This window comes from Roseburia sp. (genome assembly GCF_041325975.1).
Taxonomy (GTDB): domain Bacteria; phylum Bacillota; class Clostridia; order Lachnospirales; family Lachnospiraceae; genus Roseburia; species Roseburia rectibacter.
Genome location: NZ_JBGLEJ010000004.1, coordinates 888,150 through 905,518, shown reverse-complemented (window position 1 = coordinate 905,518; position 17,369 = coordinate 888,150). Strand labels below are relative to the sequence as shown.

The following is a 17,369-nucleotide window of genomic DNA, read 5'->3' as shown; positions in this document are numbered from 1 at the left end:
TTTTGGAGAACATTATGCTGAAAAGTAAAATCCAGACAGTCTTTAGTTTCCTTCAAAGCGTCCGCTTGCGCCACAAGGCAGCACCAGTCCATTGGAGGATACCGGCAGACCGATCTCATCTGCGGTGACGGTTCCGTCATATTTTTCTAATGCAGTTGCGATCATATAACGCAGCACTGCTGGCTGAAGTCCGGTAGTGTAAGAGTTTACCAGAAAGAACAATGGCGTATCTGTCAGTAACTGTGCACAGAGCTTGATCAGCGGATACACAGATTCCTCGATCTTCCAGATCTCACCCTTAGGACCTCTGCCGTAGGATGGCGGGTCCATAATGATCGCATCATAGTGATTGCCACGGCGGATCTCACGTTCTACGAATTTCACACAGTCATCTACGATCCAGCGGATCGGTGCGTCCGAAAGACCGGAGAATGCAGCATTTTCTTTTGCCCAGGTAACCATACCTTTTGAGGCATCCACATGTGTGACAGAAGCTCCGGCTGCGGCTGCTGCAAGTGTTGCACCGCCGGTGTAGGCAAAAAGGTTTAAGACCTTGACCGGACGTTTTGCAGAGCGGATCTTATCTGAAAACCAGTCCCAGTTTACTGCCTGTTCCGGAAAAAGTCCGGTGTGCTTAAAGCTGAATGGTTTCAGTTGGAATGTTAAAGATCCATAACGAATACTCCACTGTTCCGGCAGATCAAAAAACTCCCATTCGCCACCGCCTTTTTTACTGCGGTGGTAGTGGGCATTCATATGTTTCCAGCCTTTTTCTTTTTTTGGTGTGTCCCAGATGACCTGTGGGTCAGGACGCACAAGTGTATAATTGCCCCATCGTTCTAATTTTTCACCACAGGAGCAGTCTATTACTTCATAATCTTTCCAGTTATTTGCAATCCACATAAAAAATCCTTTCATAATCATTCTACTATTCATGACAATAGAATATTCGCGAAGCGTATTCTATTATTTACGTTTCCAGGTTGACGGCATCAGAAGAATCATCATCGGAAACAGTTCGAGTCTTCCGGCAAGCATGTCAAACATCAGGATAAACTTGGAAAACGGAGAGAAAATTGAAAAATTCTGTGTCGGACCGACCAGATTTAAGCCAGGACCGATATTGTTTAACATTGTGACAACGGAAGTAAAATTTGTTGTGAAGTCAAATTCATCCACACTGATAAGAAGCATGGAAGTTAACAGCAGTACAAAATAAACGACCAGAAAAACATTTGCAGAACGTAAAGTCTCATGATCGACCGGGTGTCCGTCCATACGGATTTTTTTCACCTGACGCGGATGGATGATCAGGGAAAGCTCCTTACGGATCGTTTTTAATAAGATCAGGATACGGGACACCTTAATACCACCGCTTGTACTGCCGGCACAGGCACCGATAAACATTAGTGTAACCAGCAAAGTTTTTGATAAAGCCGGCCAGAGATCAAAGTCTGTAGTCGCATATCCGGTTGTTGTGATAATGGAGCCGACCTGGAAAAAAGCATGACGCACAGTGTCACCTAACGTTGGGTAAAACGAACGGATATTCCAGGTAATAATACACACCGATCCAAGTATAATGGCAAGGTACCAGCGGACTTCTTCTATTTTAAAGAAGTCTTTTAATTTGCCTGTCAGAATATAAAAATACGCAGTGTAGTTGATGCCGCTTAAAATCATAAATACGGTGATCGTAATCTGTATTGCAGGGGAATAGCTGGCAATACTGTCATTTTTTATTCCAAATCCACCAGTGCCTACGGTACCAAATGTAGTAGTCAGCGAATCGAATAGGGGCATGCCAAGCGCCCGCAGGATCGTTGCTTCACAGATCGTGATGGCAATATAAATACCGTAGAGGATTTTTGCAGTGTCTTTCACATGTGGAACCAGTTTACTTACAGAAGGACCAGGGCTTTCGGCTTTCATGAGGTTCATCGAAGAACCGCCCATCAGAGGGAGAATCGCCATGATAAAAACAAATACTCCCATACCGCCGATCCAGTGTGAAAAACTGCGCCAGAACAGGCTGGCTTTTGATATACTCTCCACATCGGACAGGATGCTTGAACCTGTTGTGGTAAAACCGGAAATCGTCTCAAACAGTGCATCTACATAAAATGGAATATCTCCGGTCAGTACAAAAGGAATAGCACCAAAAATACTCATGATGATCCAGCTTAAGGCAACCGTCACAAACCCCTCCCTGGTGTAAAGGTTTGTAGAATGAGGCTTTTTATGTGTCAGAAGCATACCAAGTACCAGACATAAAACAGCAACTGCAAGATAAGAGACAGAGGCTTTTTCCTGGTATATCAGCCCGACCAATGCGGGAAGGACTAAAAACGCGCTTTCGAATTTCAAAACACAGCCTAAAATATATAAAACGATCGAATAATTCATTGCCGTCTACTCCTCCAGAATCTCTTTGATATCGGAAATACGATAACCGGAAAGAACGACTAAAACGGAGTCACCAGCCATCATGATATCCTGACCACTTGGGATGATGACTTTGCCGTTACGGTAAATACAGCAGATCAGAGTGTTTTTGCGGAAATGCAGATCGGCAAGCGGGATGCCGGCAACGGCGGAATCTGCCTTGATGATAAATTCTAATGCTTCTGCTTTACCGTTTGCTAATTTATAAAGTGTTTCCACATTGCTGTCCTTGGAATTATAAGTTGAGCGTACATATTTTAAAATATAGTCAGAGGTAATAATACGCGGATAAATAATGCTTCCAAGATTCAGCTCATTAATGACGGAATGAAAATTGATCCGGTTGATCTTTGTTACAGTCTTGGCATTGGAGACATCATTTGCATAGAGGGAGAGAAGGATGTTCTCTTCGTCTAAGCCTGTTAAGGCTGCAAAACCCTGTGCATGTTCAAGACCTTCCTGCAAAAGGAGATTCTGATCGGTTGCGTCGCCGCAGATTACAGTGGCATGCGGCAGCAGTTCACTTAATACATCGCAGCGTTCACGGTCTATCTCAATGATCGTCACGCGGATACCCGAAGCAAGCAGACTTTTTGCCAGATAAAAGGATACTTTACCGCCACCGGCAAGAATGGCATTTCCAACACGGTTTTTTACAATACCGATCTTGCGGAAAAAGTCGATCGCATTGCGGCGTTCTGATGCTATCGCAACCACATCGTTTTCCTGAAATTCAAAATCACCATTTGGAATAATGACTTCATCTCCACGGATTACAGTACAGACTAAGACATTACTGTGCAGTGTCTGATGCAGGTTAAACAACTTTAAGGCGATAAGCGGGGAACCTTTGGTAACTTTAAAATGCAGCAGTTCCACGTGACCTTTGGCAAATGTATCCACGCGGATCGCAGATGGAAACTGGAAAATACGTGCGATTTCATTTGCAGCGGCAAGCTCTGGATTTATGATCATTGCAAGCCCGAATTCTTTTTTTAAAAATTCTATTTCCTTATTATATATAGGATTGCGCACACGTGCGATCGTCTGACAGTGACCTGTCTTTCTTGCGATCACACAGCAGAGAAGATTCTTCTCATCGTCACCGGTCACAGCAATCAGAAGATCGGCGGTCGTGATGCCGGCATCAATCAGTGTCTGGTGGTTGATTCCGTTTCCTACGATGCCCATCGCATCGAGATTATTTGTGATGGCGGAAACCTTTTCCGGTTTCTCGTCAATGACTACGATATCGTGGTCTTCGCTGCCAAGCTGTTCTACGAGCGTGTAGCCCACCTTGCCACAGCCTACGATAATGATCTTCATGATATGATAACTCCTCTATTGATAATATTCTGGATTATGTGAAACTATAGTCTGCAAGCAGTCTTTTTGTTAGTTTCAAGTGAAACTGTAGTCCGCAGTGCACGTCCGTAAAATCAAAGATTTTCCGGACTGACGGGCATTCGCCCTATCAAACATAAAAATAACAAAAAAGAGCCTGCAAGCAGTCTTTTTTTGTCATTTCCATGTTTGGCACTGCTCATTGCATACGCACATTATACCATATGCGTGCAGAAATGCTACTAAATTTAGAAACATTAGCGGAGATATCATGGATGTGTATGCGCTTAGTGCGAAATAGGTGCGTAAATTTTTAGTGTTTTGTGTCTGAATCTGATAAAAAAATATTTCCAAATAACTATATTCAATAATTTATTATTTGTTTGACAACACTGGCAAAACCTCAATATATCCCACTATGCCCATATTTATTAACTACACATTTGAAAATATTTTGTGTTATTGGTCTGGCATCTTGCACAAAGTCGAAGCTAATTCTGTGACTTTGGGAGAAAATTACTCCGGCTTTGCGCAAGATGCCACTCACAAGCCTACGAAATACCATTTGGACGGGAGACTCATGTCATAAACACACCATCATTTGTTGTGCAACTTATTCTCCATGTAAAAATCATACAGTTTTTCCGGTACCGGGGATAAAAAATCTGATGTATATTAAAAGTATCATCGGATTTTTGCGTAATAATAGTGTTTTGATAAATACAGAGAACACATTATAATATGTGAAACAGGAATCGATGCATTGAAAAAATAGTGTAAAGAGGGGAAAATACATGTTTACAAAAAACAATACCATGAATGAAATTTTAAACACAGAACCAGTCAGCCGTGCGATCGGCAATTTATTTCCAACCTGTTTTTTAAACCGTGTGCCGCTGGAACACAGAGATCATACGATGGCGCAGATCGAAAAAGAAGAAACAATGGAATGGGGAGCCCCGTTTTTGGCGGATGCTTTTTTAGAGTGTGCGAATCTGATCAAAGAAACAGCGGAGACAAAGAAATTCAAATATATTCCGCTCTGGGGCGAAACAGATGACGCATCTGCAGGCGTTAAGATGCCGCACTGGGAAGATGGTATTCCACAGTCGGATTTAAATACAGAGGAAGGCGTCTGGTTATTTACCGGTGATCCAGCAGTAGATAATGAAGCATTTGCGCATACAGCAGGCAGCGATTCTATTCCTCCTTATGAATCCACGGCGGTCGCAGAGGAGAAAAAAAATAAAACAGACTTAAAGCCGGCGGTAATTCTCTGTCCCGGCGGTGGTTACGAGATGGTGTCCTTTTATAATGAGGGACTTCAGCCTGCACAGCGTATGGAGCGTGATGGCGGCTACAAGGCATTTGTTTTATGTTATCGGATTCGTCCGAACTATTATCCGCTGCCACAGATGGATCTTGCAAGAGCAGTTATGTATGTGCGGGCACATGCAGCGGAATATCAGGTAGACCCGGAACGGATCGTGATCATGGGTGCGTCTGCAGGCGGTCATCTCTGTGCAAGTGAAGCGCTGCTCCATGAGGAATTAAAGGAAAATGTACTGGAAAACCTTGCAAAATTCCAGAAAGCTGATATGGTAGAACAATACAGAAAAATTTCTGCCAGACCGGATGCCATAGGACTTTTGTATCCTGTTATCAGTTTTACTTCGGAATATCACGAGGGAAGTTATCTTTATAATACCAATGAGGAAACAGGACTGCGTGAAAAATTATCGGTAGAGTTCCATATCACACCGGATTATCCAATGACCTATGCCTATGCAAATGCGGATGACGGCTGTGTACCGGCGAGCAATACCGTGCGTTTAAATGAAGCACTTGAAAAAGCAGGTGCAAAGCATCTGTGTGAGGTATATCCGACCGGAGATCATGGAATCGGGCTTGGATACCATACTTCCGCAAAAATGTGGAGTGAAAATATGCTTGCTTTTTTCGATAAAAATTTGTAAAACAGGGATTTCAGTTAAATGTATAGATCAATCAGTGTTTTGAACTAATGTATAGATCAGTCTGTGTATTCCGGGCAGAAAACATAAGAGAGGAATATCGTATATGTTACAGGATATCAATGAGATTTCAGATGGAAAAATATACGGCGTACATGATATGGTACGTGTTGGCTGCAGTGACTGTGCAGGCTGCCATAGCTGCTGTGAGCAGATGGGGGATACTGTTTTAGTTGATCCATACGATTGCAAAAGATTAGAGACAGAACTTGGAATGGACTTTGAGGGACTGATGCAGTCTTATGTCGGACTTCATGTGGAAGATGGTCTGATCGTGCCACATTTGAAAATGCAGGAGCAGACGGGCACGTGTGTATTTTTAAATGATGCAGGGCGTTGCAGTATCCATGCATACCGTCCGGGCATCTGCAGACTATTTCCGCTGGGAAGAATTTATGGGGAGCAGGGTGTTTCTTATTTTCTGCAGAGCGGTGCCTGTGAACGCGGCAAAACCAAGATCAAAGTGGAAAAATGGTTAGATACGCCACAGTTAAAGCAGTATCAGCAGTTTTTGACAGAGTGGCATAGTCTGAAAAAGAATATGCAGGAATATTTAAGCCGTATGACGAAAGAGGAAGAAAAGAAAACAGTCTGTATGATGTTTTTGCAGATTTTCTTTTTCCGTCCATACGATAGCAGGCGGGATTTTTATGAGGAATGGGGGGAGCGGAGAAAACAGCTTCATTCGCTCCTGCCAGAATAAAATGTTGTGTTATTCTGATGTTTTTTTAAAAATACAAGTGGGTAATTAGTAACAGAAAAGGTTGATATTCTAACAAAAAGTGCTATGATAATATCCGGCTGAAAATTGAAATTTCAGAGAAGCCTCTGAAGAAGAGGATAATGGTGTGAAAAATACATTTTTCACATATAAGATTTGTGCTGAATGGCAGCGCAAGAATGGGGATATAATATGAAGTACTTGAGACAATTTATGATTATTTTGTTGTTTTCTTTTCTGGGAGAGCTGTTAAAATATGTACTCCCGTTTCCGGTACCGGCAAGCATCTATGGTCTGGTTCTTTTATTTATTGCACTGGAAACAAGGATTCTTCCGCTTGCAGCAGTCAAAGATGCCGGAAAGTTCATGATCGAGATCATGCCGCTTATGTTTATTCCGGCCGGTGCGGGACTCATTGATGCGTGGGATGCACTGCGCCCGATCTGTGTACAGATCGTGGTGATCATGGTGGTATCAACGATCGTGGTTATGATCGTATCCGGTCATGTGACGCAGTTTGTCATGCGCAGAGGAAAAAAGAAAGGAGAACAGCAATGAGAGAGTTTTTATGTGATTCCGTATTTTTGGGTGTTGCGATCAGCGTACTTGCATATGAGCTTGGCGTGTTTTTAAAGAAGAAATTAAAACTTGCGGTATTTAACCCGCTTCTGATATCGATCGTTGCCGTGATCGTATTTTTAGTTGCATTTCATATTCCGTATGAGCGTTACAACGAGGGCGCAAAATATTTAAGCTATCTTCTGACTCCGGCAACGGTATGTCTGGCAATCCCGCTTTATGAGCAGTTTGAACTGCTGAAACAGAATGTTGCCGCGATTTTTGCTGGATTGATTTCCGGTGTTCTGACGAGTGTGATCTGTGTTCTGGTCTTATCACTGTTATTCCATTTTGACCATGCGCAGTATGTCACGCTTCTTCCAAAATCGATCACAACGGCGATCGGAATGGGAATCTCGGAAGAACTTGGCGGTTATGTCACGATCACGGTTGCGGTCATCATTATCACCGGTATCATCGGAAATGTGTTAGCAGAGACAATCTGCCGGGTTTTTAAGATCGAAGAACCGGTGGCAAAAGGAATTGCGATCGGATCATCTTCACATGCACTCGGAACGGCGAAAGCACTGGAACTTGGTGAAATCGAGGGCGCGATGAGCAGTCTTTCCATTGCGGTGGCAGGTATTCTGACGGTAATCGCTGCACCGATTTTTGCAACGATGTTGTAAATATAATGCCGTGATTTTATTAAGGTGATTATTAATATTAAGCCGAATATAGAATGTGAAATATCAGAGATGGTATTTCACATTTTTTTTCGATTTACATATCATAATATGAAAAAGTTATGGTTGGAAATAAAGATATGTATTGTCAGAACAAAATTGTGCATACGATACAGGCAGGCGATTCCCTGTATAAATTATCGAGACAGTATCACACGACAGTGACGGAACTGATTCTTGGAAATCCGGGAGTCAATCCATATAATCTCCAGATCGGGATGCAGCTTTTTATCTGCCCGGGAGAGGGATATGTGCCTCAGCAGAATCCGGGAGGCGGAAACATGGGAGGAGGAACAGGCAATCCGGGAGGCGGAAGCATGGGAGGAGGAACAGGCAATCCGGGAGGCGGAAGCATGGGAGGAGGAACAGGCAATCCGGGAAGTAACAACGAGACCGAATCGGAGCGTGAGGATTCCATCCTCCGTCTCAACGAGGATATGCGTCTTGCGTGGTTAAATCATGTTTACTGGACCAGGATGTATCTGATGAGTGCAGTCGCAGATAATGCAGACCAGCAGGCGGTGGAAGAACGGCTGCTTGAGACTGCAGACGAGATCACGGATGTGTTTGCAAGGTATCTTCCGATCGCAACGACCAGACAGCTCCGCAATCTTCTGACCGAACATATTGAAATCGGCGGTCAGATCATTCAGGCATTGAAGGCAAAAAATATGTCTGACTATGATGCACTGGTGAAGGAGTGGTACCGCAATGCCAATCAGATGGCAGCTCTTTTTGCCAGTCACAATCCGTATTTTGAGAGCAGGGAAACCAGAAATATGCTGTTAAATCATCTGGATCTGACCAGGGAGGAGATTGAGCAACAGGTCAATGGAGAGTATGAGCAGAGCATTGATGTGTTTCGGGACGTAGAGCAGCAGGCACTTGCGATGGCGGATTACTTTGCGAGAGGACTGCTGGCAAGATAAAACGTATAGATTGAAGCCTTCTGCTAAATGCAATTCAACGGATCATTCATTCGTTAAAGCAGATAGAACAGCTGCAGAAAAAGCCCCATGCGGTAGAGTATGTTTTCAGACCGCATGGTGGAACAGCAGAAATACACAGGGGTATTCCGGACGATTCGAAAAATGCCAAAAGTAACGGAATCGCAAGATTTGCAATAAAAACAGCAATTAACTTGAATTGCCAGTAAAAAAATGTACATGCTATAATGCAATTATCAAGATTAAGGGGGAAAAAGATATGCCAATGCAGATGGGTTTCCGCTGGTATGGCGAGGGCAATGACAAGATCAGCCTTGCTGATATCAAACAGATTCCGGGTGTGACGAGCATCGTGTGGGCACTGCATCATAAACTGCCGGGAGAAGTGTGGACAGTAGAAGAGATTGCAGAAGTGCAGAAACAGCTTGAGCCATATGGTTTTAATATGGACGTTGTGGAATCAGTCAATGTACATGATGATATCAAGATCGGACTTCCGAGCCGTGACCAGTATATTGAAAACTATATCCAGACAATTAAGAACCTTTCCAAATTCGGTGTCAAGGTTATCTGCTATAATTTTATGCCGATCTTTGACTGGACGCGCACGGATTTATTTCATCCGGTAGGAGATGGTTCGACAGCACTTTATTACGAAGCAAGCAAGATCCATGATGATCCGAAGGAAATGGCAGACTATATTTTAAATAATTTACATGGAATGACATTTCCAGGCTGGGAGCCGGAACGTATGGAGAAACTGGACGAGCTTTTTGCAGCTTACAAGCCGGTGACAAAAGAAGTATTGTGGGAAAACTTAAAATATTTTCTTGAGGCGCTTATGCCGACCTGTAAAGAATGCGATATCAAAATGGCAATCCACATGGATGATCCGCCATGGGATATTTTCGGACTTCCACGTCTTCTGACCTGCGAGGAAAATATTGACCGTTTCTTAAAGATGGTTGACAGCCCGTACAACTGTCTGACACTGTGCTCAGGGTCTTTGAATGCCGACCCGGGAAACAATGTGGCAGATATTGTCCGCAAGCGTTGTGACCGCATTGCGTTTGCGCACATCCGCAATGTAAAACATTTTCCGAATGGAGATTTTTCGGAGGCTTCCCATCGTGACTGTGATGGTGATACCGGAATCCTTGACATTTTAAAAGCATACCATGACTGCGGATTTGAGGGTTATATCCGTCCGGATCACGGACGCCACCTCTGGGATGAAAAGCCGGGCAATGTCCGTCCGGGTTATGGCTTATACGATCGTGCACTGGGTATTATGTATATGCTCGGCGTGTGGGATATGCTCGATAAGCTGGATGAAAATAAATAAGCATAAAATATGCATAATTAGGGACTGCCGTATGGCAGTCCCTTGTATTATGGAAAAGTCCGTGGCATATGCCGCGGATTTTTGTATGCTTATCTCTGGTTATCAAAAGGGCATTATTTGCCAGTCAAAAAATCTGAAGTTACCTTTTGACACCTGAATCCACATCAGTAAAAATCATGCGTTTCTTTTTCACGGGTCCGGAAGCTGCGTGGAGAGATGCCATATTCTTTCACAAACGCTTTGTAAAAAACAGAATAATCACAAAAGCCGCACTGTTCGGCAACTTCTTTCAATGGAATGCCGGAATTGATCAGATTTTTAGATTCGATCAGTCTCCGCTGGGTAACGATTTTGTAAAAGCCGGTGTCAAGCTGCTTTTTAAAAAGCTGGCTTACTGTCGACTGGCTTACCATAAACTGCGCTGAAATAGATGCGAGGCTGAGGTCTTCGGATAAATGCAATTCAATGTAGTTGAGAATCTGGTCTAACAGGCCTGTATTCTCCGGTTTGGGGATGTCTGACTGCGGATGGTCGTTCATACGGTAAAACAGACAGAACAACTGCAGAAAAAGCCCCATGCGGTAGAGCTCGCTTCCAAGACGCATGGTGGAACCCTCGTACAACAGTGCAGCCAGAAGCTGGTCGATCTGGTTTAAGAGTGTTCCTTCCGGGCGGATGACATAGGGGAGCTGCTTTTGTGGTGCATATTGGGAGGAGCCTGCATCCGCAAAGAAGTTCTGCTTACAGGTCTCAAAAAAATCGTTGTTGATCCAGAGTACGGTTCTCTGATAGGGTTCCCGAAGCTGCTCTAAAAATAAAGGGCGGTGGCTGGTGCCGGGGGGAACGAGGATGATATCATTTTTGCGGATCTGGTAACGGGTGTTTCCAATGAGATATTGCAAGTTTCCACTGCGGCAGAAAAGAAGTTCGTAAAACTCGTGGCTGTGGAGGGTTACATAGTCTTTCGTGTAACTGGTATCCTCATGTACATCCAGATAGGGGCTGTCCATTTCCAGTTCCTGGTATCCGATCAATTCCCCACCGGCAGTCAGGATGCCATCGAGCGTGGAAATATACGGAGGCTTCATCGAATCCTTATGTTCCATTAAAAAACGTTTCATTTGGCTATATTTCATAAAAACTCCTGTTCTGATTTGTTATATTTATACAATCCTACAAATATTGTAGCACAATAAATGTAAGATATGCAATGTATTTTGGTATAAATGCAATTTAAATTGCAATAAAGCAAATGTATCATAAGGATATCGGTTCTTGTGAAATGTACAGACACAAAACCAATGCGCGCGTACAAATACCAGAAGGAGAAAAATTTATGAATAAAAGAAATGTAAGACCCTTTTCAAAAAGGGATGAGATCGGATATGTGTTTGGAGATATGGCGGGCAGTTTTGTCAATTTATTTGTAGACGCATATTTTTTGACGTTTTGTACTTATGTGCTGGGAATCAGTCCGGCGTGGATGGGTTCCCTGTTCCTTGCAGCGAGACTCTGGGATGCAGTAAATGACCCGATCATGGGTTCTTTTCCGGACCGTTGGATGCTTGGAAAATCAGGAGATAAATTCAAACCGTGGATTAAAATTTTTATGATACCGCTGGCGTTGTCAGGTGTGCTTTGTTTTTCCAAAGTGCCGTTTGAAGGTGTTGCACTTCATGCGTGGGTCGCTTTTGTGTATGTCTTATATGGAATGAGCTATACCGGAACTTCCATGCCGTTTGGTGCGATGGCAAGTGTGGTCAGCACAGATCCGATTGACCGGAGTAAACTCTCAAGGGCAAGAAGTCTTGGCGGAACATTTGTGGGAATTGCAGCGTTATCCTTTGTGCCGGTAGTCTGTTTTGACAGCGAAAGCAACATTATCCCGGAAAGATTTACACTTCTGGCAGTTATTTTTGGAATTTTAAGTGTGGTCTGCTACTGCCTGCTGTTACATTTAACGACAGAGCGTGTGCGTGAGGAAAAGAAACAGAATACAGAAAAGTTCAATTATGGAAATGTGTTGAAAGCAGTCGTAAAAAATAGGCCACTGATCGGTGTCATGGTTGCAACCATTGGAAGTATGCTCTATATCACCGGTTCAAACCAGATTAGAAGTTATGTATTCAAAGAGTACTATGGAAATACCTCTGCAATGACTCTGCTTAGTCTTGCAAGTGTGCCGATCATTATCATCTGTTTCCCGCTTGTGCCAAAACTGGTTGCAAAGTTTGGAAAGAAAACGACATTGATGTTTGGCGTAATCAGCAGTACCGTGCTCAGTGTAATCATTTTTGCCGTAAAAATACCAAACGTTTATGTTTATTCGGTACTGAATGTACTGGCAATGATCGGACAGACCGTATTTACCATGCTGATCTGGGCGCTTGTCACAGACTGTCTGGATTACAGTGAGTGGAAGTTCCATGAGAGAAGTGATGGCTCGATGTATTCCCTTTATACGTTCAGCCGTAAAATCGGTTCCACCATTGCTTCCGCAGGTGTTTCCTTCGGACTCCAGGCGATCGGATATATTTCTGGAAATAATGTGGTGCAGTCAGATGCAACCATAAACAATATCTACATGTTAGTGGCATTGATCCCGGTGCTGACCTGTGTGCTGGAACTCATTGGTATCGGCGCAATCTTTAATCTGGATAAGGAACAGACCAAAGAAATGTATGCGGAATTAAAACAAAGACGTGAATAGTAAAGAGGAGATTAGATTGAAAAAAATTGATATTCATCTTCATCTGACATTACAGCAGTATCCGAAAACAGATACCATGTTCCTTTCCAGTGCGGCACAGATGCTGCCGCACTTAGAGGAACTTGGAATTGAACAGGGAATCGTGTTATCTTCCGGCGAACAGGAAAATGAGCAGATCCTGGTTGCAGCAAATGAGGAGTGTAAACGCATCTGTGAACAGTTCCCCAAGAAGTTCCACTGGATGTGCAATGTGGATGCAAAAAACCAGACAGATGTGTATAAACGGATCTTAGCCTGTAAAGAGAGCGGTGCGGTCGGAATCGGGGAACTGATGGTAAACCAGAGGCTGGATGCTCCATTTTTACAGAGTGTATTTGAGGTGGCAGAAGAATTAAAATTACCTGTTCTTTTTCACATGAGTCCGAAAGAGGGCTTTCAGTATGGGGTTGTGGACGGGTCGGGGCTCCCGCTGCTGGAGGAAAATTTAAAGCGTTATAAAGGATTAAAGTTCATCGGGCACAGTCAGCCATTCTGGCATGAAATTTCAAAAGATGCACCGGCGACCCCAAAGGAACGGATGAAATGGGGAGAGGAAGCTGTATGTCCCGGCGGCAGACTGCCATATCTGTTTGAAACCTATGAAAATTTATATGGAGATCTGTCCGCAAACAGTGGCGGATGTGCAATCATGCGTGACGAAGAATTTGGGCTGGCTTTTCTGGAAAAATATCAGGACCGGTTGCTGTTTGGAACAGATATGGCAAATTGTGAAATGACATTTCCGCTTGGAAACTGGCTGGATGAGCAGGAACACGCAGGAAGACTCAGCCGGAGTGCCTATGAAAAAATCTGCCGTACAAATGCAGAAAAATTATTTCACTTATAAGAAAAAAGAGGGAGAGCCGAAAACATACCACATCCCTCAAAAACAGGAGGAAACATATGAGAACAAGAATATTACCTAGAATGTTAAATGATGAGGTGGAAGAATATCTTTCCAGAAATGACATTATCATTGTACCGGTCGGAACGGTAGAGATGCACGGGGGATTTCCACTGGATTCAGAAACCACCATCAGTGAGGCATTTGCACTGGAGATGGCAGAGGCGTGTGACGGGCTGGTATTGACAGGACTTCCGTATTTTTACGCAGGCGCAACGGCAAGCGGCAGGGGAACCGTCCAGGTGAGTGTGCGGGAAGGAATCGACTATTTGATGGCGGTGGCAAAAAGCCTGTTGCGCCAGGGATTCAAACGCCAGATCTACATCAGTTTTCACGGCCCGGCACATATGACATGCAGTCCGATGGTGCGGGATTTCTTTGATGAGACCGGAGTGCCGATTTTATATATGGACCTCACCATGCAGATGATGAAAAATGCAAGGGATATTTTTACATCAATGGACAGTTTCCACGCAATTACAGTGGGAGCTTATCAGAAAATGAACCGATTAAGTGACGTGCCGCTCACAACGGAGTATGCGCATAACGAGCCGCAGTCCTGTGCCGGATTTGAGGATATTTTCGGACTGGCATATCAGAGTGCTGCGATCGGTTATTATTTTGGCGAGAAAAAAGACCACATGAGTACATCGGTCATTGCAGATGAAGCAGCGAGGGAAACACTTGCAAAAGAGGGTGTGGAAATCATTGAAAAATTGGTGGAGCGCATGGATATGAACCATATCGTAGCACAGATGAGGGAATTGGAGCATTATAACAGCGAAGTTGCAAAAAAATGCCCATGGGTTCCCTCTAACACTAAAACAGAGCGGTAGATTCTACTGCGGTTTCTGCGCATAAAGTTCCTTATATTCTTTGGGTGAGATGCCATACTCTTTTTTGAATGCACGAAAAAAACTGGTGTAATCTTTGAATCCGTACATCAGGTAGATTTTTGTGATATTTTCATTGCTGAGAATGGCATCCCTGCACATGGATAACCTTTTTTTAGTAATATACTGATGGACGGATATTCCAAAGTTATCCTTAAAAATATGGGAAATATGGTATTTGCTCACAAAAAAAGCTTTGGAGAGGCTGTCTAAGGAGAGATCCTCATCCAGATGAGATTCAATGTATTGCAGGATGCCGTCATACAGACCAGAGGCATCTTTGCGGGCTGCAGGATGTTCTGCCTCATAGACAGCCCGGTTGATGTGGAGCATCAGATCGTTCACGCAGAGCTCGATCTTGGCAGCTTTTCCAAAACGGTCCGCATGGATCTCCTCGATCAGCCGGAAAATCTTTGCGGAAAGCGCATTGAAAGCCACGACATCATAGTGATAAATAAAATGATGGGTATCCTGTGCATGTTCGATCAGATAAACATAGTCTTTGGATAATTCTTTCAGTTTCTGACAGTAATCCTGACTGATCCAGAAAACAAAACGCTGATAGGGAAGTGTTTCCCCCACACTGGACACATGGTGGTGAATACCAGGGGGAATGAAGACCATATCCCCCGGTTTCAGATGGTGATGTTCCTTTTCAATGGAGATCGTTACATTTCCCTCCAGAAAAAAATAGAATTCATAGTAATCGTGAGTGTGATCTGTCACGCCATAAAAGTGGTTGTCATTATAATAGTAAATTTCAAAATCTTTGGACAGCATATACTGTCGTTCATTAAAAGGAGACTGTAACTGTCTGCGCATGGTAAAATCCTCTGAAATATTTCAAATATAAGGAAAAAGTGACGATCTGATATAAAAAATTTACCACAGAATCGCAATTTTTGCAATGTGAACAACAAGCAACTCTATTGGATGTCTTAAGGGGATTCACTTATAATAAACATATCAAAAAACGTTGAACAATGGAGAAAGGAAAAGCTATGGAATTAAGTACACTTGGTTTAAAAGACAGGGCACAGTGGGAAGCAAAGGGATATCAGCTTCCGCAGTTTGACCGTGCAGCAGTAACAGAGGCAACCAGAGAAAATCCGTGCTGGATTCACTTTGGTGCAGGAAATATTTTCCGTGCATTTCAGGCAAATGTAATGCAGAATATCTTAAACAGAGGGGAAATGGAAACAGGCCTGATCGTAGCGGAAGGTTTTGATTATGAGATCATTGAAAAAATGAACCGTCCGCATGATGATTATTCCATTCTTGTCACATTAAAGGCAGATGGAAGCGTCGAAAAAACAGTTGTCGGTTCTGTTGTGGAGTCCTGTATCCTCGATTCGGAAAATGAGGGCGAGTATGGCAGATTAAAAGAGATTTTCTGCAAACAGTCCTTGCAGATGGTATCCTTTACCATCACAGAAAAGGGATACAGTCTGGTAAACGGAAAAGGAGAACTGCTTCCGGCAGTCGCTGCCGATTTTGCAGCCGGCCCGGAGAAACCTGCAAGCTATATCGGAAAAGTTGCATCTCTTTTATACACACGTTTTAAAAACGGACAGCTTCCGATCGCCATGGTATCCATGGACAACTGCTCCCATAACGGGGATAAATTATATGCGGCAATCCATACATTTGCCGAAAAATGGGCAGAAAACGGTCTTGCAGAGAAAGATTTTGTAAACTATATCAATGAAAGGGAAAAGGTTTCGTTCCCATGGTCTATGATCGATAAGATCACGCCGAGACCGGATGCTTCCGTGGAAGAGATCTTAAAGAAAGATGAGATCGATGGGCTTGATCCGGTCGTTACATCCAAAAACACCTATGCAGCTCCATTTGTGAATGCAGAGGAATGTGAATATTTAGTGATTGAGGACTGGTTCCCGAACGGACGCCCGGAGCTGGAAAAGGGCGGCATCATGTTTACCGACCGCGCAACCGTTGACAAGGTGGAAAAAATGAAAGTCTGCACCTGCTTGAATCCGCTTCACACGGCTCTTGCAGTGTTTGGCTGTCTGCTTGGCTACACAAAGATCTCCGATGAAATGAAAGATGCAGAGCTTCGGAAAATGGTGGAGAGAATCGGATATACCGAGGGACTTCCGGTCGTTGTGGATCCGGGTATCCTTGATCCGAAAGAGTTTATTGATACCGTGTTAAATGTCCGCATACCAAATCCGTTTATGCCGGATACACCACAGCGTATTGCCACAGATACTTCACAGAAACTTGCGATCCGCTTTGGAGAAACTGTGAAAAATTATCTTGCATCAAAAGATAAGGATATCAAAAACTTAAAACTGATCCCACTGGTATTTGCTGGATGGCTTCGGTATCTCATGGCAGTTGATGATAATGGCGAAAAATTTGAGTTAAGCCTGGATCCACTGCTTGAGACCGTCTGTCCGGTCGTTGCCGGTATCAAATTTGGTGATACAGATGTGGAAGGAATGATCCGGCCATTGCTGACAAACCGTACTATCTTTGGTGTGGATCTTTATGAGGCCGGTCTTGCCGGACTGACGGTGCAGTATTTTAAAGAACTGATCGCCGGGGTGGGCGCAGTGCGTGCTACTTTAAAGAAGTATGTATAGGCGCTGATTCTGATGCCAAACCATTTTTCCCTGCATATCTTATAGTACAGGATGTGAATTCCTGAAAAAAATATG

The 17,369-nt window shown here is 43.6% G+C and carries 15 protein-coding genes; 10 read left to right on the top strand and 5 right to left on the bottom strand.

Annotated features, from left to right (window positions below):
• Positions 1 to 42 precede the first annotated feature (42 nt).
• The 3 genes from ACDD58_RS07545 to trkA form a co-directional block, all read right to left on the bottom strand.
• Positions 43 to 903, bottom strand: a complete 861-nt coding sequence (locus ACDD58_RS07545) for a class I SAM-dependent methyltransferase (protein ID WP_370776712.1) — start codon at positions 901 to 903, stop codon at positions 43 to 45.
• A gap of 63 nt (positions 904 to 966) precedes the next feature.
• Positions 967 to 2,406 (bottom strand): TrkH family potassium uptake protein, encoded by a 1,440-nt coding sequence (locus ACDD58_RS07540; RefSeq protein ID WP_117920714.1) that lies wholly within the window; start codon positions 2,404 to 2,406, stop codon positions 967 to 969.
• 6 nt (positions 2,407 to 2,412) lie between these two features.
• Positions 2,413 to 3,771: a Trk system potassium transporter TrkA gene (trkA, locus tag ACDD58_RS07535; protein ID WP_370776711.1), complete on the bottom strand. Its 1,359-nt coding sequence runs from the start codon at positions 3,769 to 3,771 to the stop codon at positions 2,413 to 2,415.
• 812 nt (positions 3,772 to 4,583) lie between these two features.
• On the opposite strand from trkA, the gene ACDD58_RS07530 reads away from it, so the two are divergent.
• From ACDD58_RS07530 to uxuA, 6 genes are all read left to right on the top strand, one after another.
• Positions 4,584 to 5,765: an alpha/beta hydrolase gene (locus tag ACDD58_RS07530; RefSeq protein WP_370776708.1), complete on the top strand. Its 1,182-nt coding sequence runs from the start codon at positions 4,584 to 4,586 to the stop codon at positions 5,763 to 5,765.
• Between the two features lie 103 nt (positions 5,766 to 5,868).
• Positions 5,869 to 6,525, top strand: a complete 657-nt coding sequence (locus tag ACDD58_RS07525; protein WP_370776706.1) for a YkgJ family cysteine cluster protein — start codon at positions 5,869 to 5,871, stop codon at positions 6,523 to 6,525.
• Between the two features lie 210 nt (positions 6,526 to 6,735).
• Positions 6,736 to 7,101: a CidA/LrgA family protein gene (locus ACDD58_RS07520; protein ID WP_117920718.1), complete on the top strand. Its 366-nt coding sequence runs from the start codon at positions 6,736 to 6,738 to the stop codon at positions 7,099 to 7,101.
• Positions 7,098 to 7,790 (top strand): LrgB family protein, encoded by a 693-nt coding sequence (locus ACDD58_RS07515; RefSeq protein ID WP_117920719.1) that lies wholly within the window; start codon positions 7,098 to 7,100, stop codon positions 7,788 to 7,790. Before ACDD58_RS07520 ends, ACDD58_RS07515 begins: the two co-directional genes overlap by 4 nt.
• 119 nt (positions 7,791 to 7,909) lie before the next feature.
• On the top strand, positions 7,910 to 8,776 hold the full coding sequence (locus ACDD58_RS07510; RefSeq protein WP_370776703.1) for a LysM domain-containing protein: 867 nt from the start codon (positions 7,910 to 7,912) through the stop codon (positions 8,774 to 8,776).
• A 283-nt stretch (positions 8,777 to 9,059) separates the two neighbouring features.
• Positions 9,060 to 10,139, top strand: a complete 1,080-nt coding sequence (uxuA, locus tag ACDD58_RS07505) for a mannonate dehydratase (protein ID WP_370777468.1) — start codon at positions 9,060 to 9,062, stop codon at positions 10,137 to 10,139.
• A gap of 164 nt (positions 10,140 to 10,303) precedes the next feature.
• On the opposite strand, the gene ACDD58_RS07500 is transcribed toward uxuA, so the two are convergent.
• Positions 10,304 to 11,275, bottom strand: a complete 972-nt coding sequence (locus tag ACDD58_RS07500; protein ID WP_241070865.1) for an AraC family transcriptional regulator — start codon at positions 11,273 to 11,275, stop codon at positions 10,304 to 10,306.
• Between the two features lie 200 nt (positions 11,276 to 11,475).
• Between ACDD58_RS07500 and ACDD58_RS07495 the strand changes: the two genes are divergently transcribed.
• The 3 genes from ACDD58_RS07495 to ACDD58_RS07485 are packed head-to-tail and all read left to right on the top strand — an operon-like array spanning position 11,476 to position 14,628.
• Positions 11,476 to 12,849 (top strand): MFS transporter, encoded by a 1,374-nt coding sequence (locus ACDD58_RS07495; protein WP_186900052.1) that lies wholly within the window; start codon positions 11,476 to 11,478, stop codon positions 12,847 to 12,849.
• 16 nt (positions 12,850 to 12,865) lie between these two features.
• Positions 12,866 to 13,735 carry an amidohydrolase family protein gene (locus ACDD58_RS07490; protein ID WP_370776700.1) on the top strand — a complete coding sequence of 290 codons (870 nt, stop codon included), beginning with the start codon at positions 12,866 to 12,868 and terminating at the stop codon, positions 13,733 to 13,735.
• 56 nt (positions 13,736 to 13,791) lie between these two features.
• Complete coding sequence (locus tag ACDD58_RS07485) at positions 13,792 to 14,628, top strand: creatininase family protein (RefSeq protein WP_117920725.1); 837 nt, start codon at positions 13,792 to 13,794, stop codon at positions 14,626 to 14,628.
• A gap of 3 nt (positions 14,629 to 14,631) precedes the next feature.
• Here ACDD58_RS07485 and ACDD58_RS07480 read toward each other — a convergent pair whose 3' ends face one another.
• A complete protein-coding gene (locus ACDD58_RS07480; RefSeq protein ID WP_006856715.1) occupies positions 14,632 to 15,507 on the bottom strand; it encodes an AraC family transcriptional regulator in 876 nt (291 codons plus the stop codon).
• 179 nt (positions 15,508 to 15,686) lie between these two features.
• On the opposite strand from ACDD58_RS07480, the gene ACDD58_RS07475 reads away from it, so the two are divergent.
• Positions 15,687 to 17,294, top strand: coding sequence for a mannitol dehydrogenase family protein (locus ACDD58_RS07475; RefSeq protein WP_370776698.1), 1,608 nt, complete (start codon positions 15,687 to 15,689; stop codon positions 17,292 to 17,294).
• Positions 17,295 to 17,369: the final 75 nt, after the last annotated feature.

Bases quoted from the DNA above. Each gene is read 5' to 3' on its own strand.
- ACDD58_RS07520 (WP_117920718.1), top strand. From the start codon at position 6,736: ATGAAGTACTTGAGACAATTTATGATTATTTTGTTGTTTTCTTTTCTG.
- ACDD58_RS07540 (WP_117920714.1), bottom strand. From the start codon at position 2,406: ATGAATTATTCGATCGTTTTATATATTTTAGGCTGTGTTTTGAAATTC.
- ACDD58_RS07485 (WP_117920725.1), top strand. From the start codon at position 13,792: ATGAGAACAAGAATATTACCTAGAATGTTAAATGATGAGGTGGAAGAA.
- trkA (WP_370776711.1), bottom strand. From the start codon at position 3,771: ATGAAGATCATTATCGTAGGCTGTGGCAAGGTGGGCTACACGCTCGTA.
- uxuA (WP_370777468.1), top strand. From the start codon at position 9,060: ATGCAGATGGGTTTCCGCTGGTATGGCGAGGGCAATGACAAGATCAGC.
- ACDD58_RS07475 (WP_370776698.1), top strand. From the start codon at position 15,687: ATGGAATTAAGTACACTTGGTTTAAAAGACAGGGCACAGTGGGAAGCA.
- ACDD58_RS07525 (WP_370776706.1), top strand. From the start codon at position 5,869: ATGTTACAGGATATCAATGAGATTTCAGATGGAAAAATATACGGCGTA.
- ACDD58_RS07545 (WP_370776712.1), bottom strand. From the start codon at position 903: ATGTGGATTGCAAATAACTGGAAAGATTATGAAGTAATAGACTGCTCC.
- ACDD58_RS07530 (WP_370776708.1), top strand. From the start codon at position 4,584: ATGTTTACAAAAAACAATACCATGAATGAAATTTTAAACACAGAACCA.
- ACDD58_RS07480 (WP_006856715.1), bottom strand. From the start codon at position 15,507: ATGCGCAGACAGTTACAGTCTCCTTTTAATGAACGACAGTATATGCTG.
- ACDD58_RS07500 (WP_241070865.1), bottom strand. From the start codon at position 11,275: ATGAAATATAGCCAAATGAAACGTTTTTTAATGGAACATAAGGATTCG.
- ACDD58_RS07495 (WP_186900052.1), top strand. From the start codon at position 11,476: ATGAATAAAAGAAATGTAAGACCCTTTTCAAAAAGGGATGAGATCGGA.
- ACDD58_RS07510 (WP_370776703.1), top strand. From the start codon at position 7,910: ATGGTTGGAAATAAAGATATGTATTGTCAGAACAAAATTGTGCATACG.
- ACDD58_RS07515 (WP_117920719.1), top strand. From the start codon at position 7,098: ATGAGAGAGTTTTTATGTGATTCCGTATTTTTGGGTGTTGCGATCAGC.